This is a genomic window from Paenibacillus sp. GYB006, from assembly GCF_036577645.1.
Lineage (GTDB): Bacteria > Bacillota > Bacilli > Paenibacillales > Paenibacillaceae > Paenibacillus.
The window spans coordinates 1065337-1088608 of the sequence record NZ_JARBDA010000001.1 but is presented as its reverse complement, the minus strand read 5'-3'; the positions used below and the strand labels follow the sequence as shown (position 1 = coordinate 1088608).

Below are 23272 nucleotides of genomic sequence, written 5' to 3'. Positions count from 1 at the left end.
AATATTTTACACAGGTGGTATTTTGTTATCCAAATAGTATGTATCTGTATTTTTTATCATGTTTTTAGTTTTTTCTTGTGGCGAGCATACAACCATCTTGTAGGTCTCTATCTTTATAACTTTGTCTATATTATGACAGGTTAGATCCTTCAAGTTCCCGGTGATATTTATACATTTAACTAATTCATGAATTCTAATTACAGATTTCATATCCCGATCGGGTCATTTATGATACATAACAAAATTGATTCATTATCTTTTTTGTTATCAATTTTAAAGAAAACAAAAAGCAAAAAAACCATTAATCATGGAAAATATATTCCATCACTAATGGTTCTCGTATGGTTAGCTTATCCTCTTTTTGCTGTCATATATGTATCCCTGAATATGAGATCTGCATGGATCAGAAGACGTTCCACCGGCAAAGACGGATGATCTACTCTCCATAACAATTGATCCACTGCCCTTCTTCCAAGTAATGACTTATTCACATCAACTGTAGCCAGCAGCGGAAGATCTGTTTCCACATTATCAAAACCCGTCACAGCGCAATCTTCCGGTACGGACACATCTTGGTTGGATAATTGCTCCAGGACAAACAGTGCGGTTGAATCATTTACACACACAAATACTTCGGGAAGCTGACTTTTGGGAATCTCACTTACCGCTCCCATGAGTCCCTCCGTTTCTTCGTGGAACAATTTCATGTTCTGCTCTAAAGGAATGTTATGCTCATCGAGAGTCATTCGAAACGCCGTCCATCGTTCTAAAAAGCTGGGTGCATCATAAATATTCCCTACAAACTGAAACTTGCGATAACCGGTTGCAATTAGTTGATTCATCATCTCTCTCATGAGACTAATATTGTCACTAAAAACGGTGTCACAGTGAAATGCGGAATCCGAATGATCTAACATCACAACCGGAATCTGCATGCGCTGAAATTCAAGCAATAACGCAGAAGATACAGCACCCACCGTGATTACTCCTTGAATTGCATCGGGATTAAGTAACGAAAACACTTTATCTGAAGAAGGTTCAGTTAAGGTCAGAATATCGAATCCCTTCTCATTGAGCCTAGCAGATATGCCTTCGAACATAGGACCCCAGTACAGAGAATCTTTGTTCTGATATCTTATATTCGGAAATAGAACCAAGACTGTACCCGTCTGTTTTCGCCATTCGGGGGTTAACTCTTTCTCCTTTTCCTGCTCTAATGCAGCAACTCTTGAAGCACCGCCAAATCCATTCTTAAAATAACCCAGCTGTCCCGCCGTACGAATGATCTTATCTCTTGTTTGTTCGCTAACTCCAGATTTGCCTGTGAGTGCTCTAGATACAGCGAATTTAGACACACCGACCGTATCCGCGATTTGCTGCATTGTCACTTTTTTTCGCATCTTCTCACCTGTTTTCTATGGTCAAAATGTTCACAATATAGCGACATCTTATCATATTCCAGAGTAAGAAGCCTACTCTATGTCTGATAATCTACAATGTACGGCTTTAGATTTGTGTTATAGTAACCAATACTCCACTCTATGGCATGATTCCTCTCATCATACGTATACCGATGTCTTTGAAGCACGATCTGGCCTTCTTGCATCGCAAGTTCCCCGGCAACCTCTGCAGGCAGCGGACCAATCGTAAATTGATCCTGATAACGTTCCGCTACGAGATTTTGCTCTTCCAGCCACTCATACAAAGAAAAATCAGCACCCTGAATCCAGTCTAGTCTGCCTGCTACTCCAGGTGAAACTCGGTGTTCATAAAAGATATAAGGTACTTCATTCAAATAGTAAAGTCGCTTTATGCAGAGACATGAGGGGCCGAATAAATGGTATGCCTCGCTGTCTGGACGGTTTTGCTCCACTTTTTTATCAATTAATTTCTTATCAATTCGATCCCCTTGCTCCACCAGGATTTCTGTAAATCTCTTACCTTTGGATAGTGGAGGTGAAGCCGCATTTCGAAGCACCGTCGTACCGACTCCGCTCTGTTTCTGTACATACCCCTCTTGTTTTAACTCCTGAATCGCATTGCGCACCGTCATTTTACTCACTTTAAATTCTTCTTCCAATTGCGGTTCTGAGGGAATAAGTGAACCCACTGGATATATGCCGTGAACAATGCGATCACGAATCGTTTTTTTCAGCTGTAAATAAAGCGGCCCTTTTTTTCTTGACAGGGACACAGAATCACTACCTTTCAATATCTAACACTTGCTCATTCATCACCTGAAGAATATCCTCTTCTGAAGACGGAGCTGTATCTCCGACGATGGTATGGGCAAGGACGGAAGCAGCGGTTGCATACTGAACCGTGTACCCTGGATCGTATCCACAAATCTCCCCATGAATCACGCCAGCAGTATAGGCATCCCCTGCACCAATTCGGTCAAGGACTTGTACCTTCATCGGTTTTCCAAACGTAAGCCCTTTATCTTTGTGATATAAAAAACCTTGGATATAATGGCTGTCTGCTTCAATCGTTCTCTGTGTTCCCGAAATGACACGAATATCATAATCTTTCGCAATCTGTGGAATAAGTTCCTTGATTTGCTCTATTCGGTCAGCAGAAGATGACTTATATCCTAGCAAAGAGATTGCATCACGTTCGTTCATCATCACAATATCGGCAAGATGCAGCATATCTTCGTAATGAGTCTTCGCCTGCTTCTTATCCTCCTCTGACCATAGAGATGCCCGAAAGTTGCAATCAAAGATGACGGATCCGCCTTTTGATTTTACCACGTTTGCCAGTGTTTTCATTATGTATCTCATCTCTTCATTCATCGCGAGTCCAATCCCGCATAGATGAAAATAATGACTGTCTTCAGCAAAAGATAAGTCTGTGTAAGCATGATGTGAAGTTGTGTTAAACGCACTATTGACACGGCTTGCATAGGTTACTTTACTTTTTCTAGACCCATATCCTGTTTCAAGAAAATAAGATCCGAGCAGCTGCCCATCCCTTCGTACGTACTTCATATCAAAACCGAGTCCTCGAAGAGCTGCCTCTGCAGCATCTCCTAATGAATTGGCAGGCAGTGTGGTTACGATAGCGCCTTTATGCCCAAGCTTTATAAGAGCTGCAACCACATTGACTCCCGTTCCCGAGAAGGAATAGTTCAGCGAGCGGCTTTGACTCAAAGTCAGATGGGAGGGAATCTCCAGCCGCATCATGACTTCTCCAAATGATGTAATCTGCTTACGGTTACCCATTGTCATAAGCATCCACCTCGAACTTGAGAATATTCGTTAGCTCTTGAACATCCTGAATGATCGTCTGACCTGTCGTTTTGTCAATAATGGATGAATATACGTGAGGAATCACTGCAGGGACTCCGGCTTTTAGTGCAATCTTTAGAATTTCACGGAAATTCTCTTTATCTATTCCTCCGGTTGGTTCTAGTGCAAATCCTGCTTTGGCACAAGCACTCGCTACAGCCATATATTCTTCTTTTGTATCCAGTCCGTTCATTGGATAATACTTCAATGCATTTCCGCCCATATCAGATACAAGAGCTATGGCTGCTTCCACAGGTACAATGGCCTTCTCCGCGGCAGAAGAACTTAGTGGGCCTGTCGAGAGATTTACATACCCCGGTTTTCCACAAGGAGAAACAAGGCTGTTAATCCAGCTTGCTTTTCCGTTCAGACTCGCACGAGTTGCACCTACTCCAGTAAACACTTGGTTGATATGTGTACCCGCATATTCTCTTGCAATTTCAGTTACAACTTCAGACTGTCTTGGATCCCCTGCACCAAGTCCAATGGATACTGCATCTTCACATACTTCCCCATATTGTTTCATTGCTTCCACTGCAGAACTTGCATCTGGATAATTTTTAGATAAAACACCGATGACTACATATCCATCCGCTGCTTCAAAGATTTCTTTGGCATTTTGCACACTGCCAGCCAGTACATTCAGGGCCGCCCTGCCTTTATATAAACGTTTCTCCATAGTCGTCATATAGCTCTATTCCCCCGATATAATTTGATGAATACGTGAGTAAATGATGTTCATATCATCTTCTTTTAGCGATCTTGGATCGATATCAAAATAGCCCTGTCTTACCCCGTAATCACGGGTATAAATTGCTATCTCTCCAGTACGAAGCTGCTCTGCAACCTCAGCAGCGCTAATTCCTGTTATCTGTTCCTGAATCCGAATACGACCGCGATATATAAGTCTGCCTGCTTCATCTTGTACGATCGACATCTCTACTCCATTAAGTTTGGAAAGAGGAGCAAGCTGCTGCAGTTCTTGTTTCTCCTGATCACTTTTGTCTGTTTTCATCTGGTATTCGTCTAATGCTTTCAGCAGTCCAAACGTCGTTTCTTTCCCCACTTTCATACTCCGCCCAATACCGGACAGCTGAACTTTCAACCAATCTATATACTGCTTTTTGCCTGCTACAATCCCCGAAGTAGGACCTTCAATCGCTTTGGATCCGCTAAATATAACCAGGTCCGATATCCGGACATAGCTCGTCAAATCTTCTTCTGCTGCTGCATCAATAATGAGAGGAATTTGGTACATTTGTGCTACTTCATAGACTTCCTCTGCGGATATCATATTTTTCTGGACACAATGATGGGATTTGACATATAAAATAGCGGCTGTTCGCTCATTAATTGCTTCTTCGATATGTTCCTTTTTCCCTTCGTTCGCGTAACCAACTTCCAGAAGTTTGCCCCCGCCAAGATAAACCATCGTTTCAACCGGGGCCCCGTACTGCACATTATGACCTTTCAGCATAACGATTTCATTCTTTTGAATGGGTTCCTGATGTAATTTTTCGCTTTTTCTCTTGTTTCCTTGGGTAACCATTGCAGCGACCGAAAGGGCGATCCCGCTTGATGCGGAATTCACTACAACTGCTGACTCCGAGCCTAATACACATGCAATGTGATCTCCTGCTTTGTTCGTCAGATCCGCAATTTCTACGTACTGCTGCCCACCCTGTTTCATTGCCTCCATAACCGTGTCTGTTGGTGCCGATACGCCAAGAATACTCATTCTCCCACTTGCATTAATTACACGTTTTAATCCGTATTGCTCAAGAATAGAACTTGTCACCGATAATTGCTCCCTTCGTTTCAATTATTGTCTGTGTGTTACGAATCTCGCCCATGGAATCGGCCAATAAATATTGTCCTTGAACAAGTCTAAATAAAGTGAGGTTCGCTTTATCCCCTACTTGAATTCGTCCGAGTTCAGGCCGCTTCAGCCAAGTCGCAGCTTGCACTGTAACCGCATTAACGATATCCGTTAGAGAATAGCCAAGTAGTAAAAATTTGCTCATGACCTCAGCTAAGCTATGTACAGGGCCATTTATTCGATTACCCCGGTATATATCGGAGCTGATCGTACCCGGATGAATGCCCGATTTTTTCACCCTTTCCGCTACCTGATAAGAGAAGCTTGCGGTACCGTGACCCACATCTAAATGCACTCCCCGTTTTATAGCAGCAAGCAAAGCAGGTAACACTTCCCCTTTACCATCTAGAACGTTATTTTCCTTGCCATTCAAATAATGAGTAATGATATCTTTACTCTGAAGCAAGTTCAGCACTTCTTCGATTCCAGGCGGTCCTGAACCGATATGTACCATAAGAGGCAATCCTGTTTTGTCAGACATAGATCTTGCCATATGAAGCGGGCGAATACCTTCATCCTTAACCACACTTCTGCTGATCCGGGCTTTAAGTCCAACGATAAAGGAACCCAACTCACGAATAGACGTTTCTATTGCCCTCTCATTAATCCATCCTGCAGAACTAAGCTCATCCTGCCGTTCTCCCAGCCCTATGCGCGAAATGTTAAGAAAGGAGAGTACCCTCGTAGCCGTTATTTTACTCAGCTCAGCCAGTTTCCCGATATCATCAGCTCCACAGCTGCCAGCGTCAACGATGGTAGTGACACCTTGCCGTACTCCAATCTCATCGATTTCATCTCCATAAGGCCGATAACTTTCCATTGCATGGACATGCATATCAATCCAGCCGCTGGATACGAACAAATCACTAAAGTCCAATATTTCGTCTCCACACGCTGTACCTGCAGCTGATTTTTCCGCAATTATGCCATCTTTAATTATTAAATCAAAGCGTTCTGGATGATCTACCGTTCGTACGGAGCGAAGGATTGTTGTACCCATATCACTCCTCCTTATTCCTATATTTTCTAATTATTTATGAGATTAGGGTAACACAGTTTTCCTATTAGGTAAATATAACGTTATAATGTTTATGAAAAAATAAAAAGATCGTCTATGTCGACGATCCTTCACTAAGATTTATTTCAACACCTATTTGTTCTGTGTGTTTTTGTTTTCTAAACCGCTGAGGCAAACGCGGGGTAATCTCTGTAAGCAGCACCCCTGATAAGATTAAACACGCACCAACGAACCCATTCCAAGGCAAGCGTTCTCCGTAGAAAACAAAAGCAAATCCGGCTGCAAATACAGGCTCAAGTGAGAATATCAGTCCTGCACGCGTTGAAGTCATATGCCGCTGTGCTAGAATTTGAAGTGTATAAGCTGCTGCACTGCACAGTATAGTCAGCCCCATAACTGCTATCCATGCTCCGCTTGAATTCGGAAGTTTTGGCTGTTCAAATAGGAATGAAAAGATGAAAGCAATCCCGCCGGCGAAACCAAGCTGTAAAATACTGAGTACGATAGCATCACCTTTTCGCACCATTACTCCAGAGACAATAATATATACCGCATACATCATCGCCCCTAGAATACATAATAGATCTCCTGATCCAATACTCAATCTTTGATCTAGTGTTAATAAAGATATTCCGATTACAGCCAGCATAATGCACCCTGTCATTTTTCTGCTTGGGAGCTTTCGTCCCCATAATGAGGTAAACAGTGGTACAAAGACGACAGATAAACTGATTAGAAAACCTGCCTGAGAAGTACTTGTCCGTTTGACGCCATAAGTTATAAATACAAAGGCCATAAACAGAACTGCACCTAATATAAATCCTTGTCCTACAAGCCTTACAGTCACATAAGACCATTTTTTATAAAACAATAGACCAAGCAGCAGAAATGCAAAACCAAACCGTAAGGCAATTAGGTTGATTTCTTGAATACTGCCTAGACCTTCTTTCATAAACAAATAGGAAGACCCCCATAAAAGAGTGACTAACAGCATTTGCAAATCCGCTTGTTTTTTTGTATCCATTCCCCTAAACATGTCTTTCTTCTTCTCCCTTATTCCCTGTTATATATGTCAGCTAGCCGCTCTCATAAGAGCAAGACAAAGTATATAACAAGTCTTTCCATTAGAAAAATGAATGTTTATAATACATAACATGAAACATTTTCATGTAAGGAGAAATCGTTGTGAGTATAACTAAATATGCGATTTTATGTACTGTCGTTGAAGTCGGCAGCTTGACGAAAGCGGCCACCATCCTTAACTTAACGCAATCTGCTGTTAGTCACGCCATTTTAAGCCTAGAAAAAGACTGCGGATTCCCCCTTCTTATCCGGGCGAAGTCTGGAATTCAGCTCACCACAAATGGGGAAAGAATCTACCAATACATGAGAGAAATTCTAAAGTGGCAGGAAATGCTGCAGCAAGAAATTCATTTACTTCATGGAATTCAGACAGGCACAGTACGCGTAGGTACCTTTACCAGCGTCTCTTCTCAGTGGCTTCCTGGTGTCATAAAATCTTTTCACCAAGAATTTCCTGCGATACAAATTAAACTGAGAGAAGGTGACTATGCGGAAATTAAAAACTGGATTACTTCTGGTGTCGTTGATTTTGGCTTTATTACACTGCAAGGACAATCCCAGCTAGACAACATTCCTTTGAAGAAAGATCGCATGGTATGTATCGTTTCAAGTGAACATCCGCTTGCCGAAGCCCCTTCTGTTTCTCTTACTGCGCTGAGTAATGAACCCTTCATTATGCCAAAATGGGGAGGTGATGATGAGATTGAGACGATGATCAAAGAACATAAAACAAAGCTGAATATAAAATATGAAATTGCCGAAGAACAGGCGATCATTGGGATGGTTCAACATGGACTTGGTATCAGCATTTTGCCTGAAATGGTACTTTCCAGACTCCCTGATACCGTCCGTGTTATCCCCATTGAAGAAGAACCCTACCGTCTAATCGGGATTGCGGCCCCTTCATTATCAGAACTTTCCCCAGCTGCCAGCAGGTTTCTCCAAGCAATTCAAGACTGGTTACGTCTACAACATTTACTGGATGACTCTCGAAGTTGAATCTAATTTTCGTCGTTCAAGTAACATAAAGTATATACAGTAACCTAGCAGTACTACGGCGACCATCCACTGGAGCAATGAAGCGGAAACGACGGCTGATTTCACATTTTGAAATTCAGCAAACCTGCTAATCAACCAGATCATAATCATCTCAAGAAAGGACTGAATTAAGCTGTAAACACTCGTAACTCTACCAATCATAGAGACAGGAATTTCATTCTGGATGTATGTATAATAACCTGTATTCATAAAGGCTTGGAAGAATGACAAGATAACAAACCCCATACCTGCAACAACCAAATGATGTGAAAAACTGTAAACAACATAACCTGTTGAAAATAGTAACGCACCATAGCCCAGCAATGACATGGTATGCAGTCTATCTACCATACGAGTCTGAATAAATGAACCTAGCAAAAAACTAATTCCGGTGATGCTTAAGAGCATGCTGTACTGTGAATCACTGCTGTGAATGACTTGTGTTATAAAAGAAACTTCCAGTGAATCCAAAGCAGCAGCCATGATCATGATCCCGTGAAATAGTCCATAGATCATGATTACTTTTACATGTGTTTTACTAAAGTGCCATACGACCCACCAGTCTTTTTTTAGTATCCTCCACTTTTTAGTTATATGACCATGACTTTGCTCTGCTTCTTCCTGAGCAAGCGTAGAGGCAGGTCCCAGTTTAGGTAAACCTGTAAGAAGAAGTGCTGACAATAGAAATGAGATCCCATTTACCATAATCGCAGTTTTACTGCTGGAAATGGCAAACAATCCACCTGCTGCCGCAGGACCTATAACATAAGCACCTGACTGAGTCAAAGAAACCCATGCATTATATTTCTTACGTAAAGCAGTAGGAATTAAAGAAACGGTGAAGGCGAGTGAAGCCGGTTCGAACAAAGAACTAGCCATACTGATGAGAAATACGAAGATATAAATAAGAGGTAAAGAAGGTAAAAAGGGAACTGCGAGGATCAAAACAGCCCGAAATAGATCAAGCCAAATCATCATATTCCGTGTATTCCACCGATCCACCAAACTTCCGGCAAATCCTGCCGTAATCATCGTAGCAATGGGCCTAAGAATATACAATAGCCCGACCGCTGCCGGGGATTCTGTCATATGAAGAATCATTAAATTAATAGCAATCAGATAGATCCAATCGCCAATATGAGAAATTCCTATACTTGTGAGCAAAAAGTGAGCATGTCTCTTTTTAAATGCATACAAATTCATGGTTACATCCCTCTCTATGTAGAGGGCATATGGCTATATACGTTACACCGGATGCCCTGCATTAACTTTGTTCATCATGATCTCCTCCTTTTCTCATCATTCTCTGTCGTTTGTTACTGTTCATAAGACATGTAATGTTCATTATTATCTCCCCCTAGAAATTTTATCCATTAGCATAACGTATTCTGGTTCATATGACAACCTAAAGTTAAGCCGCGCCCAAATTACGGGCAGATTATCAAGTAGCCCAATCTTCTGCCGCCCTCCATACATAAGATGCAGGAGGTTGTTGAAGGGAGGTCAGTTCTTATGAGCAATGATCAACGTAGTGGTGGATTCGATTGTGGTTGTAGTAATTTTGGATATGGCGGAGGATCTAAGTCGTCGATTGGTGCAATTTTAGTACTCTTTATCCTTCTTGTTATTATCGCCAGTGCATTTTGCAGTTACTAAGCAGATGAGAATCGTAAAGAAGACCCCTTAAATATACGGGAGTCTTCTTTTCTTTTGCTCAAAAATCAGCACGAATCAGATCCATGTTGATCCCAATTGCCGCCCTACTTCCTTCTCCTGCGGCAATGACTAGCTGGGTTGGTGTGATAACAGAATTATCTCCAGCAGCATAGATTCCGCGAATCGAAGTACGACCGTAACCATCCGTCTGAATGGCTCCTTTGTCATTCAATTGGCAACATAGTTTGTAGCTAAGATGACCTGAATGTGACAGCTGTGGAGTAACAAAGCCTGCTTCGCAGGAAATCTTATCTCCATTGGTAAATACAATGCCTGCTAATTGGCCATCTTTACCAAGTAACTGATGAATGGGCTGATCTGTTACCTGGATTCCTCGGACTTGCAGCATCCGGTATTGATCTGGTGTTACTATGGAATGTCCATTCGTACATAACACTAATGCTTTACTCCAATGTTGAATGATCTGTGCTGTTGCAAAAGCATTCTTAGATTCCGTAATGAGAACAAGCTTCTTCCCTCTTATTTCATAACCATCACAGTAAGGACAACTGAACAAACTCTGACCATAAAAAGAATCTAAGCCTCTGATTTGAGGTAATATTTCCTGAATCCCGTTGCTTAAAAGTAATGTTCTGGCTGTTTCGCGCGTTCCATTGGAAGACAGCACTTCAAATCCTCCGCGATGATGATGGCGGACATCTATTACTTCTTCCTCTTTCTTTTCTATAGAAGGGTAAGCACTTAGATCCTTATAAGCTAGTCTTCTGAACTCCGCTGGTGTTACTCCATCCCTGGTTATAAAACCATGAGAATGAAGGGCAGGTGCATGTCTTGGTTTTCCATGATCAAATAGGAGGACTTCCCGCATGGATCGTCCAAGGACTAACGCTGCGCTCAGTCCTGCGGGTCCTCCCCCGATAATAATACAATCATACATATTTACACCTCTTTTATCTCGCGATCTCACTAGGCATTATATGCAGTAGGTAATCGTTCTACGTCCTCTATAACTTCATTATTGTTTCATGGATTTTTCAGCTAAGTTTACATTTCCGTACATGTTCAGTTCATATGAACACCGTAAAATAGACTCATGAAATCTTAAAAACCACATACATTGAAGGAGAATTGGATTATGAAACGAAAAAAAAGCTCAATCCTTGCGTCTTTGAGCCTAGCGAGTGCATTACTTCTCACCTTGTTATCAGGCTGCGGATCAACTACAGACGATGCACAGTCGAATTCATCCGCAGTAACAGAAACGGATACTTCCACTTCTGCAAATGCAAACGGCTCAGAAACACAGGGCACCCTGTTACTGGGTAAAGTTAAATCGATCGAAGGAAGTACACTAACCATCTATACTTCTTCTACCCAGCCAAGTGAAGGGAATGGAGGGAAACCTCCTGCAGGTGAAGCTCCACAAGGCGAAGCTCCACAAGGTGAAGCTCCGCAAGGTGAAGCTCCGCAAGGTGAAGCTCCGCAAGGTGAAGTGCCTACTGGCTCAGGAACAGGAACCCCGCCAGAACAAGGAGAAGCTCCTGAAGGAACAGTCCCTGCAATGCCAGCGGATGGAGTTGCACCGCCAAGTATGGACAATCTATTTACGGATGAAACAATGGAAATTACGATTACAGACTCTACTACTATGCCTTCAACCGAACTAGAAGCTGACGACATTGTGAATATTACTCTTGAAGAGGGAACTCAGAATGCAATATCTATACAAGTTCATGAAGGATTCGGAGGACCCGCACAGAACGGCGCAGTAAATACTACTACAGAGACAGACACACCTTAATAATCTTCCATAACAATGTTTATCCGTCGCCTTAATAACGAAAAGCCCCTTACCTAGTAGGAAGGGGCTTTTCGTTATTAAAGACGGCTATTGATTCATCAATTTCGTTTTAAAAACTTCAATTTTTTTGTTGCTCCTTAACTATATCTTTTATTTCTTGCTTGAATTGTTCTACAGAGACTGGAGTTATTTCGGTTTGAAAAGTAGTGATTCCATTATATTCAGATGCTTTATATTCGACATTGTTGTTTTCATCAATGTTAAACTTCCCTTGATAAGCCCCTATAATTACAAAAGCTTCCTCCTCATAGACTGGTCCTTCATATTTTTCTAGAAACAATATAAAACGATTCCCATCTTCTAAGGTTCGATTAATATCAAAAGATTTCACTTCAAACAACTCGATCTCTTCATTGCTATATGATCTATCTCCTGAAATCACATCAACTACTGTTGCATCAGATAATACAAAATCGGCACCACCGTAAGTTATTTCCTCTGTTGTACCGGGGATTTCTACTTCAACGATAAGTGCTGAATCTTCTACTATTCCACCTATATCTCCATAAATATTAGCTAGGTCCATTAGACCATAATCTACTTGGCTAGTAGTTTCTGATGTTTCTGAAGTTGTTGGTGTATCTGGAGTTTGAGCATTATTATTCTCACCTGAACATGCTATCAAAGCAAGGCACAAAAATACGCTAAATGTTAAACTTATAAAATTCTTCATAATTCCCTCCTATAAATCTCATTTAATGTGTGTACAAACTGTTTACACCATTAATATCATCAGTTTGTGGTTTATACCAACCGTTTGCATGGCGCTGTAACTGATTACGCTTAACTGATGGAACACCAGTAGATGCATGAGCTAATCCGAGGGCATGTCCAATTTCGTGGGTAAAGTAATGCTACCCATTCAGCTGACTAGTTTGCCTGCAGTCTGTAACGAAAAGCCCCTTACCTATTAGGAAGGGGCTTTTCGTTATTCTTTTATAATAAACCTTACGTTATAACTTAAGGAATATACTGCTGAACGATTTGAATCACTTCTCCATCTTGAACGGTAACATGATAAGGGAATTGGCTCATATCTAAGTTATCTTTCTGATTGTAGAGAGCGATGAATTTTTCAAGACTGATTTTTTCGTTCCAGTTGATATCAATATCTTCTGGTTGACCTGTACGGTCGTAAATTTGCACCAATACTTCCGCATCAGGAGCAACTTTTAGCTCGTAAGTCGAAGGATCGTCATTAACGATGTAATAACCATCTGGTGCATAGTCGATGCCAGCATTGGGTTCGTTCTTTACAAGAGCTTCATCCGCTGCCTTACCTTCGAACCACTCGATATCATCTGCTTGAATTTCAAGTTGTCCTTCTATGTTATTGATATTTGTTATATAAATAGTTTCTTTGGTTGTATCCGTTATATCTTTATTTTCAGTCTGAACCTCAGGATTAGATGGTTTTGCTAAGACCGTCGATGCCTCATAATTCAAATTTCCATATGTAAAGGAACCCATAAAAATCACGCTTAATAAACTTATTGCCAGTATTGTTTTTTTCATCTTGCATCTCTCCTCATGTTCAGCATGATTCCCCTAATGAAAATCATCTGACTAGTTCCTAGAGTCGAATAAACTGTACATCCATCAAAAACAGGGTGAATTTTCATTTCTGTGCACTTTTCAGCTCTAGATATATTATAAACGTTGTAAATGATGAAAGAGTTTCAAAGTTGTTATTAAAAATATAATAAATTTTCATTTTAATGTTTTTTGGGTCCCCTAAGGGACCCGCCTACAAATGATCCAGATTAATTTTTAACAAACCGCACAAGTATGCTTGCCAGCGTATCTTTCTCCTCTGGATCGGCAACATTCCAAAGTTCCTGAAGCAATTTTTCTTCCCGATTACGCGGTTCTTCCTTCGCTGCTAAAATATCCGCTACTTTTTGGGCTACTTTTGACAACTGTTCTTCATTTAGACCAAGAGATTCACCGAGTGAGACGCGTTTATTAAGATATTGTTTGAACGCATCAAAGCTTTCCAAAATATCTTCTTTCTGCTCGGCATCCATTCGCTCTATCACGTTCTCTACCTGGTCAAGCTTCATTTCTTTATCTTTATTAATCATATGTGTTTGTTCTGACATCAGATATCACTCCAATTTCACATTCTACTTTTTTCCATAACTTGTCTTACTTTTTATTAACCTTGTCTCCATCCTTGAAACAGAAAAAGCTATGGAAAATCACAACTTCCTTTATTTTTTTATTTTACGAAGGGTTTTGTTGATCCAGATTCCACATTAGACTCTGTCACCCATGGCAACTGCAGCTTGTTCTCTGAAAACCACAATGAAATGGAATACATCTTGCGTGATGAACTTAGGGTATTGCATAAAGTATTAGGGGAGTTTCCTCCCCCTATTGCTATTTACTTGTTTCCGCCTTCTGAGTAGGCAGCTGGATCACGGGTGTGTTAGATCCACTTACATACGGTAATACGCCATCCCATTTCTTCACGGTTTCATATTGTACTAATTCATCCGTTAATGATTGCAGCAGCACTTCATTTGCCTTGGCTTGGCCTTCTGCTTCAATTAACAATTTATCAGCATTACCCTGTGCTTCCACTCTTTTTCTATCTGCTTCTTTCTTAGCAATCTCAAGCTCCGTAGTCTTACGTTCAAGTTCTTGAGAAGCTTCTACTCGTTTATCAATAGCTTCTTGTGTTTTGGCATCTGGCTGCGGCACCCCAACCGTTACATTGGAAACAATGAAACCAAGTCCTGCCACGTCATCAGAGAAACGTTGTTGTACATCGATTGCTGCATCCGATGATTTCTCTCCGTATACATCAATTACAGTAAACTTAGAAATTCCTTTACGTGCGGCATCACGAAATCTTGTTTTCAAATAGGTGTCTTCAATTTCTTCGATACTAATCGGGCCAAATTTATTAAAAATGGATGATACCTTATCTGGTTCTACTTGATAGTTGTAAGCAAAATCAATGGTGATACTTTTACCATCGGAAGTTGCAATCTGAATATCCTTGTATTCTACCGTTTGAATACGAATTGGATATTTAGTAACCTTGTCGAATGCCCCTACCAGTTTCCAACCTTGGCTTAGCGTATTATCCTTTACTCCCCCATTTGGTGAATAAACGACGCCAACATAACCGTTTGGGATACGTGTTACAAATAAACTAACCACTATTAAAGCAATAATGATTACAGCTCCGATCACGATTCCGCCAATTTTAAACGTCTTTAGATTCTTCATTCGCACTCTCCTCTTTCGTAAATTGTTTATATTTCTTCGTCACTTTCTCTCCAACTTTAGTAAAGACTGGAGTTAACAGCATCCACACTACAAAAGCTAAAATGATGACTAAAATAATCCCGCCAATAAACGGCATATGATCACTTCCTAAATAGACGTTACTTTATATGTATGTATCAAAATGATGACTAACTACATCTGACGCTGTTTTTGATGGTACATCATTAAAAAACATCAAAAAAATACCCCTCTATAGGACGTGATGTTCCTATTTGAGGGGGATCGTTTTATTTTTTCATATGATGGAGGGTTTTGTTGATCCAGATTCCACACAAGACTCCGTCACCCATGGCAACTGCGGCTTGTTCTGAATGAATGCCAAGATCTCCAGCAATCCATAAATTCTCCACTGTGGACATACGGGATCTTCCATCAGCTGCTACATGTTTATTGTCAGCTACTTCTGCTCCAAGTTGCTCAGCAAGCTCAGAATGAACTTTGTTATTTCCAAAAGCAATAAATCCGCGTTCCGCTTCTATTCTTCTCCCATTTATTAAAATAACAGTGGAAATCATCCCATCTTCTTGTTCTTCTATTTTTTCAATCGGCTCTTCTATATACTCAATCTTTTTATCTTTTAGTTTTTGAAGAATTTCACTTGGGATATCCGCCTGCTCATGATTAATGTATGTCAAATCGGGAGTTTTGCTGGAGAGAATACGAGCCATACCCGCACCCGCTGTTCCCGAACCCATTATGATTGTTTTTTTATTCTTAATCTCATATCCATCGCAATCTGGGCACACATAGACGGACATGCCAAGCGTATTTTTCAGACCTGGAAGTTCAGGATGACGATCCGTTAATCCGGTTGCAAGCAGTAGTGTTTTCGCTTTATATTCTGTGCCGTTTTCTCCTGTTAATGTGAAACCCCCCTCTTCTTTGTGTGCCTTAACGACACGATCATGAATGAACTCTATTCCATAGGATTCCGCTTGATGTCTTCCTCTCTTCCGAAGTTCTTCTCCTGATATTCCGTCCGGAAAACCTAATATATTATGATAGCTTCGGCATAAACTTGATCTGCCTTCTCCGTAATCAATAACGAGCACCTTATGCTCCGCGTAACGCCCTAGCTGTATAGCCGCTTGAAGTCCAGCAATTCCTCCACCTACAATAATGCAATCTTGTATCATCCTATCCCTACCTTCTTTCTCGTTCTATCTATTTATCCAAAAGATCATCTCCATTATCCTTAAACATTTTGGTTTATTTTAAACGTAGGTGTACGAACAACAAAAAAGAGACCATGTTCTGCATGATCTCTACAAACCTACTTTTAAAACGATTTAAGATGGACTTTACTTTCGGTAATCAGCACGGTACTTTTCTTCTGTCGAAGAATTGCTTTTTGTCGCTTCCTTATCTTTTTCTTCCTGCTGTTCTAAATTAAGATCTTCCATGGGAATAGGATCAACATTTAGTTCATCCTCAAAGCGATCAAATAGACTTTCTTTCTCCGTTTTATACTGTTCTGGGTGGTCCATTGTGTTGTGGTTACTCTGTTTTTTATGTTCAGGATCTATGTTCTTGTCTGGTTGATTACGATCTGGAACTTGACTCATTACGAATCCCTCCCTTTCCGTTATACTTGTTATTCATTACCATAAACTAGTAAATTTCAAACATGAGGGTTATTTCAAGATAAAAAAACACTACAGAATGTAACTCCGCAGTGTTCTCATATTTAAACTTCAAACTGGATTTCTGCTTCAAAAATGATCTTTCCTTCTTCGTTTATACCTTTGAACCAGATGGATTTACCTATGAGATCGGAACGTTCGATTATCCCCTGTTCACCAAGTTTCACTTCTCGGTGATAGGTAATCCGAAATCGATTCATACGCAGATTCCGAACTTCATCTGCTTCTAAAGCATCGTAACAGAGATCTGCATACTTGGCATTATTTACATGGCCATTACTGTCCATAAGACTATATGTAGCAATGAATTCATAAGCTTTTTTCATTTCCAACTCTTGTGGAACAGCTACCTTATCGGGAGGTCCCTCTGAAACCTCTCCTTCTACGATCGGAATCTCATATGGAAAAGCAGTTGGACGCATAATTTTTCGTTTGTTAATATCCACAAGCGTCCAGGCCGAACGAGCATATCCTGCCGCTCCTGAAGCTCCTATTAATTCGTAATCTCTTAACCAGACAACTCCCCGGTAACCCTTAGACCACGTGGTCAGTTCCATCTTTTCCTCAAGTACAGGGTGCTGTGTAATTGTCAGATCCATAGTCATCAGCATCCATCCAAAACCGTCACGCAGCATTTCAGAAATCGTAATCCCAAGCTGCTGTAAATGCCGGTCAGCACCATCCTGCAATCGTTCCAGCAAGGCGGATAGTTTTATTTTCGATTCCGTATCAGCTTGACTAGAACTTACAATGAATGTTTCGATTCCTTTTTCATTCATCATTTTATTCTTGATTTCATTGTTCATTTCATTCACGATTTTATTCACATCCTTTATTCACTTTCAAGTAACACTTTACTCCTTATCGTGAAAGAAAGGCAAATCGTGACTGTCATCATCGTATAAAAGATCGTGAGTTAGAATAAAGGAATTAGTTAACGTAAACGGGATACCTGGCTGGTTCGATAAGCTTCAGGTGTGCAGCCCGCCGCTTGCTTAAATGTACGGCTAAAGTGAGAGATCTGTTTGAAACCTGCTTTGCGACTGACTTCCGTTACACTGAGATCAGGCTGAAGGCGAAATAACAGTTTGGCTTGGTTAATCCGTCTTTGATATAAATACTTGATGATCGTTGTACCGGTTAAATCTTTAAACAGGGCAGCCATATAAGGTTTAGATAAATGAAGTGCACTCGAAATATCGGAAAGATTCATTTCTTCCATATAATGTACTTCGAGATAGGTAATGATCCGCTGCAGATGTTCCTCTTTATCTGATAAAATCCTTCGATGCTTCATCGCCGTTTCAGAGAAATGTGCAGTCATCACAAGAAAATCGCATAACTTAAATACAAAACGATCATAGGTCCAATCTTGCCCCTCGTGGTTCAGAAATAACTCATTCATCTGAGTGAAGATCAACTCCACTTCCATTTGCTGTGCTTTAGAGAGATGAATCACTTCGTTGTTTAGTCTTTCAAAAGGTTCAAGGAGCCTTTTTGCTTTCTCGGGCTGTGCATATTCTTCAATTACGGAAGGATAAAAATGAAGCGTAGTACGGACATACGGTACAACAGTTTCGGGGTGTGCCTGATGCAACGTCATTCCATGCATAAGAATCAAATCCCCTGGTTCAAGTACATGAATTCGATCCCCAATAATATAGTTGCATTTACCCGTGTGAAAATAATAAATTTCATAGTAAGGGTGCGAATGAAATCCATCTCCCGCCTCGATATGTAAGGGTTCACAATTTAGGTAATTAAAATTAAGCGGCTCCTTCATCTGCAATGTGTAAGCCAATCGTAAGGTCACTCCTTTAATCGTTACCCTATTCTTAGGCTCCATTGTAACATGATGCGGTCTGCCGCTGTTATAGTCATTGTCCTGCGATCTTACAATTATTTAGCCAAGGTAAGCTGCTCTGCTTGCTGCTGAGCAATCAGACATAATTCAGCTGCTTTAAAAGCATGATCTTGTGTCATCGCGTTCTCCGTCCGATGTAAGCAATCGAGTATCAATTGACCAAAGAAAGGATACCCTACCTTTCCTTTTACTCCGAAGCGATATTCTCCCTCGTGATTCACAAGATATACTTGATCGCCTTCTTGTTCCCTCGCAATATCCGTATACTTTCTTAGTTCAATATATCCGTCTGTACCGAGAATTGTCGTTCTCCCATCTCCCCAGGTAGACAGACCATCTGGCGTGAACCAGTCCACTCGAAAATAACCGGAAGCTCCGTTATTGCCAACGAGTGAAGCTTCTCCAAAGTCTTCAAGCTCCGGATATGCAGGATGATGTAGATTAACAGCCCGGCTGTACATCACTTTTGCGTCCTGACAGGAGGAAAAACTAAGAAACTGCTCCACCTGATGGCTGCCAATGTCACAAAGAATGCCTCCATATTGCGATTTACGAAAAAACCAATCTGGACGACTAGCTGCATTGAGCCTGTGAGGTCCTGTCCCCATGACCTGAATAACGCGTCCAATCGCGCCCTGGTCAATAAGCTGCCCTGCATATACCGCGCTTTCTACATGAAGACGTTCACTATAGTAGACCATATATTTTTGGCCTGTTTCTTTTGTCTTTCTACGAGCAGCTTCCAGCTGATCCAGTGTGGTAAACGGTGTTTTGTCGGTGAAATAATCTTTCCCTGCATCCATTACAGCAAGCCCAAGATCGCTCCGTTCTGAAGGGATGGCCGCTGCCGCCACCATCTTCACATCGGAATCTTGCAATATTTCTTCCAGCGATCTAGCAGCTTTGACTCCGGGATACCGCTGAATGAATGATTTTATTTTCTCAGGGTCTTTGTCGTACACCCATCTAAGTTCTGCCCCCGCCGTAATTAAACTCCCGCACATACCGTAAATATGTCCATGATCCAAAGCTGCTGCGGCAAATATAAATTCTCCAGGACCACATACCGCCTTCTGCGCTGCACTCCGAGGGGAGTATATCATTCCATCCCTTGCACTCATGAGAATCCTCCTATTCTTCTTTGGACATTTACTCGTGTATCAGCTAAATGGTTTTTAGGTAGATCACTTCATCAAATTAGAAGGTACCTTTCAGATCAACGGGTTGTGTCTGTTCGTATCCTTCGGATTTGCTAACCTTAGAATTGCGGATTCGGTCTTGCAGCTGCTCATAAAATAACTCTTCATCGATAGGAAGTTCCACCCAATCATCAGTCCAAGTAGACAAATACATTGCATTCGATAAGGTAAGCCCATTAATCCCTTCTTCTCCTGGAGCGATCAGCGGTTTCTGTTCTAGAATAGCATCGATAAAATTCTGAATAATACCAGGATGTCCTGTCTCGATCCCCGGAGTAGGGATTTTCTTTTTTATATATTCAGGTTTGCCAAAAGCATCCGTGTTTCGTTTGTTAAATTCGCTCTCCGGTTCACTAAGCTGCCAGAATGTCATCTCTCCATCTTCGATTACAATCTTCCCGCGGTCGCCTGTGATCTCAAAACGATTCGTACCCGGAGCATCTCCAGTGGTCGTAACAAATACACCGGTAGCTCCGTTTTCGTACTCTACATAAGCCGTTACGTCATCTTCCACTTCTATATCACGGTATTTACCAAAAGAACAAAATGCACGAATTCGCTTCGGCATCATACCGGTTGCCCACTGCCATAAATCCAGTTGATGAGGATCTTGGTTAATCAGCACCCCGCCGCCTTCACCAGCCCAGGTAGCACGCCAGCCTCCTGAATTGTAATAACACTGCGAGCGGTACCAGTTCGTAATGATCCAGTTCGTTCGTCTAATCTCTCCCAGTTCACCAGATGAGATCAATTCTTTCAGTTTGATATACAGCGGATTCGTACGCTGATTATACATGATGGAAAATACTTTTCCGCTTCTTGCTGCTGCTTCATTCATCTCACGCACTTGCTTGGTATATACACCCGCTGGTTTCTCAATAAGTACATGAATCTTGCTATCGAATGCTGCGATTGCCTGCTCCGCATGGTGATAATGTGGTGTTGCCACGATAACAGCATCGATCATACCCGATTGCAGCATCTCGGAAGGTTCATTATAGAATTTGATACCTTCTGGCAGTGTTTGTTCCGCCCATACCCTGGCTGAATCTCTGGCATCACATACAGCACTTAGAACGGCTCCTTCTATCTGACCTTTCACCAGCGTCAATGCATGTGAAGAGCCCATATTACCGATCCCTATAACGCCAACCCTTACGAATTCCATAACTATACCTCCGCCCGTATCTCGCCAAGAAGCGCTTTCATTTGATGACTGAAATTTTTTAGCATTTCCTCTGAAGAAAGACTTTGACTAAAATCCTCGATCCCTAAATACCCTTTGTAATCTACAGATACCAAGTCTCGGAGCACCTGACTCCACGGCACTATTCCACCAAGTAATGGCGACCAGTTACACTCATACTCCAACTCCACGGAATCAGTAGTGCCACTTATTCCTTCTTTCTTATTCCAAACCGCATTTTTGACATGGACATGTGCAAGATAAGGACCAAGCATCTCGAGACCCATTCTGTAATTCTCAAATCCTTCATGTACCATGTTTCCCGGATCATATAAAACACCCACATGATCGGGATCAAAACGGGACACCAGACGATAAGCGAGCGAAGCACTCGGGGCAATGGTTCCATGGTGTGTTTCGACAAGGGCCTTTACACCATAGGTTCGGGACATTTCCTGAACTTCGGACAAGTAAGCATCCGCCCGTTTATACAATTCATGATAGTTTTCCGTTCTGTTATAAGAAGGAACACCTACTCTCATCATAGAAGCTCCTAAAACACGTGCCGCTTCAAATGCCTGCTCAGTAGAAGAAAGATCTGATACCGATAAATAAGGTACGAGTGCAATAGAGGTCAGTCCTGCTTGCGCTGTTAAGTTTCGTATATCCAGAATGTTATCGTTCGTTCCAGCTGGATCAATCGACGCGAGATTTCTTCCCCAAAAGGAAGGTGTTTCCGCCCGTACCTCATCTGGAATTCCTTTGTATCTCCATTCAATGCCTTCGATTCCGGCAACAGATGCAGCCTTTACCAGTTCCTTTGGCATCATATCCGGGGTTGCTACGGTAAATACGGATAACTTCATTTTGAGCCCTCCTCTCAAATAAAAGCGTATTCATGTACTATCGTAGCATCACTTTAATGGCGCAGATACGTTACCTCCCCAACAGAAGAACCTCAGATAACGAATAGAGGAAGGTGAACACTCTCATGCAAATAAAATAACGCAAACCCCTCTAGTCCTGCGAATAGGGGGTTTGCGTTATTTAGAAAATTTTATAAAAAAGTACGTTTTAAGACTTATGATCATAAAAAACATGTTCTGCATGAATGTCGCCATCGATCGTGATCACGCCATGTGAATATTGCTGTTGTCTTCGTTTGTCTGTCGGTGAACCTGGATTAAACAATATACAGTTACCATGCTGTTTTAATAAAGGGATATGAGAATGTCCAAAAATAATACAATCTACCTCTTCTCCACTGAATGCAGCTAGCGCATTCGCTTCGGTATTCCCTTTTCCAAGATGTCCATGTACGAGCCCAAAACGCTTTCCTCCTGCTTCTACAATCGTTTGCTCAGGTAGAATGCCCCTTAACATAATAAGGTCCGTATTCCCTGTCACCCCATGTACCTTACCCATAGATGAGAGTTCTTCATAGACTGACATGTCACTCCAGTCACCCGCATGAAAGATAAGGTCAGAATCTTGAATATCATGAAGCAGCGGAGCTGGCAGTGCCTTGGACATTCTTGGCATATGTGTATCGGATAGAACAGTTATTTTGATCATATTCGTGTCTCCTTCATTAAAAATGAATGGTTACTATGACTTACTTAGTCAAGATATGGATCTCTCGCTTCCGGCCGAGGCATTTTTCCTTTTAATTGACGAATGCTGTATTCGAGCTGCTTCACTACTTCTTCGAGTTGTTTACGATCAATCAGATTTGGATCTGCTTCCGGTTTTGGAGCATTTTTCATACTTCGAATCGTATACTGCTGCTCTTGCCATTTATCCATCAAATCCGAAATATGGGCATAGAAACGTTCATAATCCTTAATAACAAGGTCCAAAAATTCATCCACCTCATCTGGATCATAACCTCTGAGTTTATAATTAAATTGCTTTTCATGGATTGATAGAGCATCCAGTTGAATGCCGAGCTGTTTAAATAATTGTTTTTGCTTATCTAAACGACGCTTCATATGTTCATCCATCATAACGACCCCCATTACATCTTTCCTAAGGAAACCCCTTCCCTCTTCAGACAAAGGTTCCTTCTATTTTATATCATAATTTACGCGATTAAGAAAACGATTCCGTATAAAACCTGGCTTTATGCGCCATAAATTTACTTCTTATCCAAATATCATAGGTGAAATAGCCGACATTCATAGACTTGGTTGTAATTCCGTAAAACAGGGTAATTAGATGACACAATCGAAATC

At 41.3% G+C, this 23272-nt stretch carries 27 protein-coding genes; 3 read left to right on the top strand and 24 right to left on the bottom strand.

The features are described from left to right. Window positions 1–350: 350 nt before the first annotated feature. The 7 genes from PV403_RS05260 to PV403_RS05230 form a co-directional block, all read right to left on the bottom strand. A complete protein-coding gene (locus PV403_RS05260; RefSeq protein WP_332083750.1) occupies window positions 351–1400 on the bottom strand; it encodes a substrate-binding domain-containing protein in 1050 nt (349 codons plus the stop codon). Between the two features lie 77 nt (window positions 1401–1477). Then, entirely contained in the window at window positions 1478–2194 is a 717-nt protein-coding gene (locus PV403_RS05255; RefSeq protein ID WP_332083749.1) for a GntR family transcriptional regulator, read from the bottom strand. A gap of 7 nt (window positions 2195–2201) precedes the next feature. Then, on the bottom strand, window positions 2202–3224 hold the full coding sequence (locus PV403_RS05250) for a sugar kinase (RefSeq protein ID WP_332083804.1): 1023 nt from the start codon (window positions 3222–3224) through the stop codon (window positions 2202–2204). Then, the gene (dagF, locus tag PV403_RS05245; protein WP_332083748.1) at window positions 3217–3978 is read right to left on the bottom strand and encodes a 2-dehydro-3-deoxy-phosphogluconate aldolase; all 762 of its coding nucleotides are present in this window, start codon (window positions 3976–3978) and stop codon (window positions 3217–3219) included. The genes PV403_RS05250 and dagF overlap by 8 nt, the downstream gene beginning before the upstream one ends. 6 nt (window positions 3979–3984) lie before the next feature. Continuing rightward, complete coding sequence (locus tag PV403_RS05240) at window positions 3985–5088, bottom strand: DgaE family pyridoxal phosphate-dependent ammonia lyase (protein WP_442951730.1); 1104 nt, start codon at window positions 5086–5088, stop codon at window positions 3985–3987. After that, window positions 5069–6169 carry an amidohydrolase/deacetylase family metallohydrolase gene (locus PV403_RS05235; RefSeq protein ID WP_332083747.1) on the bottom strand — a complete coding sequence of 367 codons (1101 nt, stop codon included), beginning with the start codon at window positions 6167–6169 and terminating at the stop codon, window positions 5069–5071. The genes PV403_RS05240 and PV403_RS05235 overlap by 20 nt, the downstream gene beginning before the upstream one ends. 112 nt (window positions 6170–6281) lie before the next feature. Then, window positions 6282–7211, bottom strand: a complete 930-nt coding sequence (locus tag PV403_RS05230) for a DMT family transporter (protein ID WP_332083746.1) — start codon at window positions 7209–7211, stop codon at window positions 6282–6284. A 161-nt stretch (window positions 7212–7372) separates the two neighbouring features. Between PV403_RS05230 and PV403_RS05225 the strand changes: the two genes are divergently transcribed. Beyond that, complete coding sequence (locus PV403_RS05225; RefSeq protein WP_332083745.1) at window positions 7373–8269, top strand: LysR family transcriptional regulator; 897 nt, start codon at window positions 7373–7375, stop codon at window positions 8267–8269. On the opposite strand, the gene PV403_RS05220 is transcribed toward PV403_RS05225, so the two are convergent. Then, window positions 8246–9511, bottom strand: a complete 1266-nt coding sequence (locus PV403_RS05220) for an MFS transporter (RefSeq protein WP_332083744.1) — start codon at window positions 9509–9511, stop codon at window positions 8246–8248. The genes PV403_RS05225 and PV403_RS05220 overlap by 24 nt on opposite strands. Before the next feature lie 309 nt (window positions 9512–9820). Here PV403_RS05220 and PV403_RS05215 point away from each other — a divergent pair, with 309 nt between their 5' ends. Then, entirely contained in the window at window positions 9821–9964 is a 144-nt protein-coding gene (locus PV403_RS05215; RefSeq protein ID WP_191798553.1) for a sporulation protein YjcZ, read from the top strand. Window positions 9965–10022: 58 nt separating this feature from the next. On the opposite strand, the gene PV403_RS05210 is transcribed toward PV403_RS05215, so the two are convergent. Then, window positions 10023–10922, bottom strand: coding sequence for an NAD(P)/FAD-dependent oxidoreductase (locus PV403_RS05210; protein ID WP_332083743.1), 900 nt, complete (start codon window positions 10920–10922; stop codon window positions 10023–10025). Window positions 10923–11120: 198 nt separating this feature from the next. On the opposite strand from PV403_RS05210, the gene PV403_RS05205 reads away from it, so the two are divergent. Beyond that, window positions 11121–11786, top strand: a complete 666-nt coding sequence (locus PV403_RS05205; protein ID WP_332083742.1) for a hypothetical protein — start codon at window positions 11121–11123, stop codon at window positions 11784–11786. A 118-nt stretch (window positions 11787–11904) separates the two neighbouring features. Here the strand turns inward: PV403_RS05205 and PV403_RS05200 are convergent, their stop codons facing one another. The 15 genes from PV403_RS05200 to PV403_RS05135 all read right to left on the bottom strand — a co-directional run bounded on the left by PV403_RS05200 (window position 11905) and on the right by PV403_RS05135 (window position 23041). Then, window positions 11905–12519: a hypothetical protein gene (locus PV403_RS05200; RefSeq protein ID WP_332083741.1), complete on the bottom strand. Its 615-nt coding sequence runs from the start codon at window positions 12517–12519 to the stop codon at window positions 11905–11907. A 22-nt stretch (window positions 12520–12541) separates the two neighbouring features. Continuing rightward, complete coding sequence (locus PV403_RS25290) at window positions 12542–12682, bottom strand: hypothetical protein (RefSeq protein ID WP_442951732.1); 141 nt, start codon at window positions 12680–12682, stop codon at window positions 12542–12544. A 124-nt stretch (window positions 12683–12806) separates the two neighbouring features. Continuing rightward, window positions 12807–13361: a hypothetical protein gene (locus PV403_RS05195; protein ID WP_332083740.1), complete on the bottom strand. Its 555-nt coding sequence runs from the start codon at window positions 13359–13361 to the stop codon at window positions 12807–12809. A 248-nt stretch (window positions 13362–13609) separates the two neighbouring features. Beyond that, window positions 13610–13948, bottom strand: coding sequence for a DUF3243 domain-containing protein (locus tag PV403_RS05190; protein ID WP_213532679.1), 339 nt, complete (start codon window positions 13946–13948; stop codon window positions 13610–13612). A gap of 280 nt (window positions 13949–14228) precedes the next feature. Beyond that, entirely contained in the window at window positions 14229–15086 is an 858-nt protein-coding gene (locus PV403_RS05185; protein WP_213532678.1) for a prohibitin family protein, read from the bottom strand. Next, on the bottom strand, window positions 15064–15222 hold the full coding sequence (locus tag PV403_RS05180; protein ID WP_213532677.1) for a hypothetical protein: 159 nt from the start codon (window positions 15220–15222) through the stop codon (window positions 15064–15066). The genes PV403_RS05185 and PV403_RS05180 overlap by 23 nt, the downstream gene beginning before the upstream one ends. A gap of 151 nt (window positions 15223–15373) precedes the next feature. Next, window positions 15374–16282 (bottom strand): NAD(P)/FAD-dependent oxidoreductase, encoded by a 909-nt coding sequence (locus PV403_RS05175; RefSeq protein ID WP_332083739.1) that lies wholly within the window; start codon window positions 16280–16282, stop codon window positions 15374–15376. 165 nt (window positions 16283–16447) lie between these two features. Next, window positions 16448–16711 (bottom strand): hypothetical protein, encoded by a 264-nt coding sequence (locus PV403_RS05170; RefSeq protein ID WP_374705805.1) that lies wholly within the window; start codon window positions 16709–16711, stop codon window positions 16448–16450. Window positions 16712–16833: 122 nt separating this feature from the next. Further along, window positions 16834–17595, bottom strand: a complete 762-nt coding sequence (locus PV403_RS05165) for an acyl-[acyl-carrier-protein] thioesterase (protein WP_249717221.1) — start codon at window positions 17593–17595, stop codon at window positions 16834–16836. Window positions 17596–17723: 128 nt separating this feature from the next. Continuing rightward, window positions 17724–18590: an AraC family transcriptional regulator gene (locus tag PV403_RS05160; RefSeq protein ID WP_213532674.1), complete on the bottom strand. Its 867-nt coding sequence runs from the start codon at window positions 18588–18590 to the stop codon at window positions 17724–17726. Between the two features lie 98 nt (window positions 18591–18688). Further along, window positions 18689–19774 carry a Gfo/Idh/MocA family protein gene (locus PV403_RS05155; RefSeq protein WP_213532673.1) on the bottom strand — a complete coding sequence of 362 codons (1086 nt, stop codon included), beginning with the start codon at window positions 19772–19774 and terminating at the stop codon, window positions 18689–18691. A gap of 76 nt (window positions 19775–19850) precedes the next feature. After that, a complete protein-coding gene (locus PV403_RS05150) occupies window positions 19851–21020 on the bottom strand; it encodes a Gfo/Idh/MocA family protein (protein WP_213532672.1) in 1170 nt (389 codons plus the stop codon). 2 nt (window positions 21021–21022) lie between these two features. Beyond that, window positions 21023–21904 carry a sugar phosphate isomerase/epimerase family protein gene (locus PV403_RS05145; RefSeq protein ID WP_213532671.1) on the bottom strand — a complete coding sequence of 294 codons (882 nt, stop codon included), beginning with the start codon at window positions 21902–21904 and terminating at the stop codon, window positions 21023–21025. Window positions 21905–22112: 208 nt separating this feature from the next. Beyond that, the gene (locus tag PV403_RS05140) at window positions 22113–22610 is read right to left on the bottom strand and encodes a metallophosphoesterase family protein (RefSeq protein WP_213532733.1); all 498 of its coding nucleotides are present in this window, start codon (window positions 22608–22610) and stop codon (window positions 22113–22115) included. 47 nt (window positions 22611–22657) lie between these two features. Continuing rightward, window positions 22658–23041 (bottom strand): DivIVA domain-containing protein, encoded by a 384-nt coding sequence (locus tag PV403_RS05135; protein ID WP_213532670.1) that lies wholly within the window; start codon window positions 23039–23041, stop codon window positions 22658–22660. Window positions 23042–23272 lie beyond the last annotated feature (231 nt).

Bases quoted from the DNA above. Each gene is read 5' to 3' on its own strand.
- PV403_RS05260 (WP_332083750.1), bottom strand. From the start codon at position 1,400: ATGCGAAAAAAAGTGACAATGCAGCAAATCGCGGATACGGTCGGTGTG.
- PV403_RS05250 (WP_332083804.1), bottom strand. From the start codon at position 3,224: ATGGGTAACCGTAAGCAGATTACATCATTTGGAGAAGTCATGATGCGG.
- dagF (WP_332083748.1), bottom strand. From the start codon at position 3,978: ATGACGACTATGGAGAAACGTTTATATAAAGGCAGGGCGGCCCTGAAT.
- PV403_RS05235 (WP_332083747.1), bottom strand. From the start codon at position 6,169: ATGGGTACAACAATCCTTCGCTCCGTACGAACGGTAGATCATCCAGAA.
- PV403_RS05230 (WP_332083746.1), bottom strand. From the start codon at position 7,211: ATGGATACAAAAAAACAAGCGGATTTGCAAATGCTGTTAGTCACTCTT.
- PV403_RS05220 (WP_332083744.1), bottom strand. From the start codon at position 9,511: ATGAATTTGTATGCATTTAAAAAGAGACATGCTCACTTTTTGCTCACA.
- PV403_RS05215 (WP_191798553.1), top strand. From the start codon at position 9,821: ATGAGCAATGATCAACGTAGTGGTGGATTCGATTGTGGTTGTAGTAAT.
- PV403_RS05210 (WP_332083743.1), bottom strand. From the start codon at position 10,922: ATGTATGATTGTATTATTATCGGGGGAGGACCCGCAGGACTGAGCGCA.
- PV403_RS05205 (WP_332083742.1), top strand. From the start codon at position 11,121: ATGAAACGAAAAAAAAGCTCAATCCTTGCGTCTTTGAGCCTAGCGAGT.
- PV403_RS05200 (WP_332083741.1), bottom strand. From the start codon at position 12,519: ATGAAGAATTTTATAAGTTTAACATTTAGCGTATTTTTGTGCCTTGCT.
- PV403_RS05195 (WP_332083740.1), bottom strand. From the start codon at position 13,361: ATGAAAAAAACAATACTGGCAATAAGTTTATTAAGCGTGATTTTTATG.
- PV403_RS05190 (WP_213532679.1), bottom strand. From the start codon at position 13,948: ATGTCAGAACAAACACATATGATTAATAAAGATAAAGAAATGAAGCTT.
- PV403_RS05185 (WP_213532678.1), bottom strand. From the start codon at position 15,086: ATGAAGAATCTAAAGACGTTTAAAATTGGCGGAATCGTGATCGGAGCT.
- PV403_RS05180 (WP_213532677.1), bottom strand. From the start codon at position 15,222: ATGCCGTTTATTGGCGGGATTATTTTAGTCATCATTTTAGCTTTTGTA.
- PV403_RS05175 (WP_332083739.1), bottom strand. From the start codon at position 16,282: ATGATACAAGATTGCATTATTGTAGGTGGAGGAATTGCTGGACTTCAA.
- PV403_RS05170 (WP_374705805.1), bottom strand. From the start codon at position 16,711: ATGAGTCAAGTTCCAGATCGTAATCAACCAGACAAGAACATAGATCCT.
- PV403_RS05165 (WP_249717221.1), bottom strand. From the start codon at position 17,595: ATGAACAATGAAATCAAGAATAAAATGATGAATGAAAAAGGAATCGAA.
- PV403_RS05155 (WP_213532673.1), bottom strand. From the start codon at position 19,774: ATGAGTGCAAGGGATGGAATGATATACTCCCCTCGGAGTGCAGCGCAG.
- PV403_RS05150 (WP_213532672.1), bottom strand. From the start codon at position 21,020: ATGGAATTCGTAAGGGTTGGCGTTATAGGGATCGGTAATATGGGCTCT.
- PV403_RS05145 (WP_213532671.1), bottom strand. From the start codon at position 21,904: ATGAAGTTATCCGTATTTACCGTAGCAACCCCGGATATGATGCCAAAG.
- PV403_RS05135 (WP_213532670.1), bottom strand. From the start codon at position 23,041: ATGGATGAACATATGAAGCGTCGTTTAGATAAGCAAAAACAATTATTT.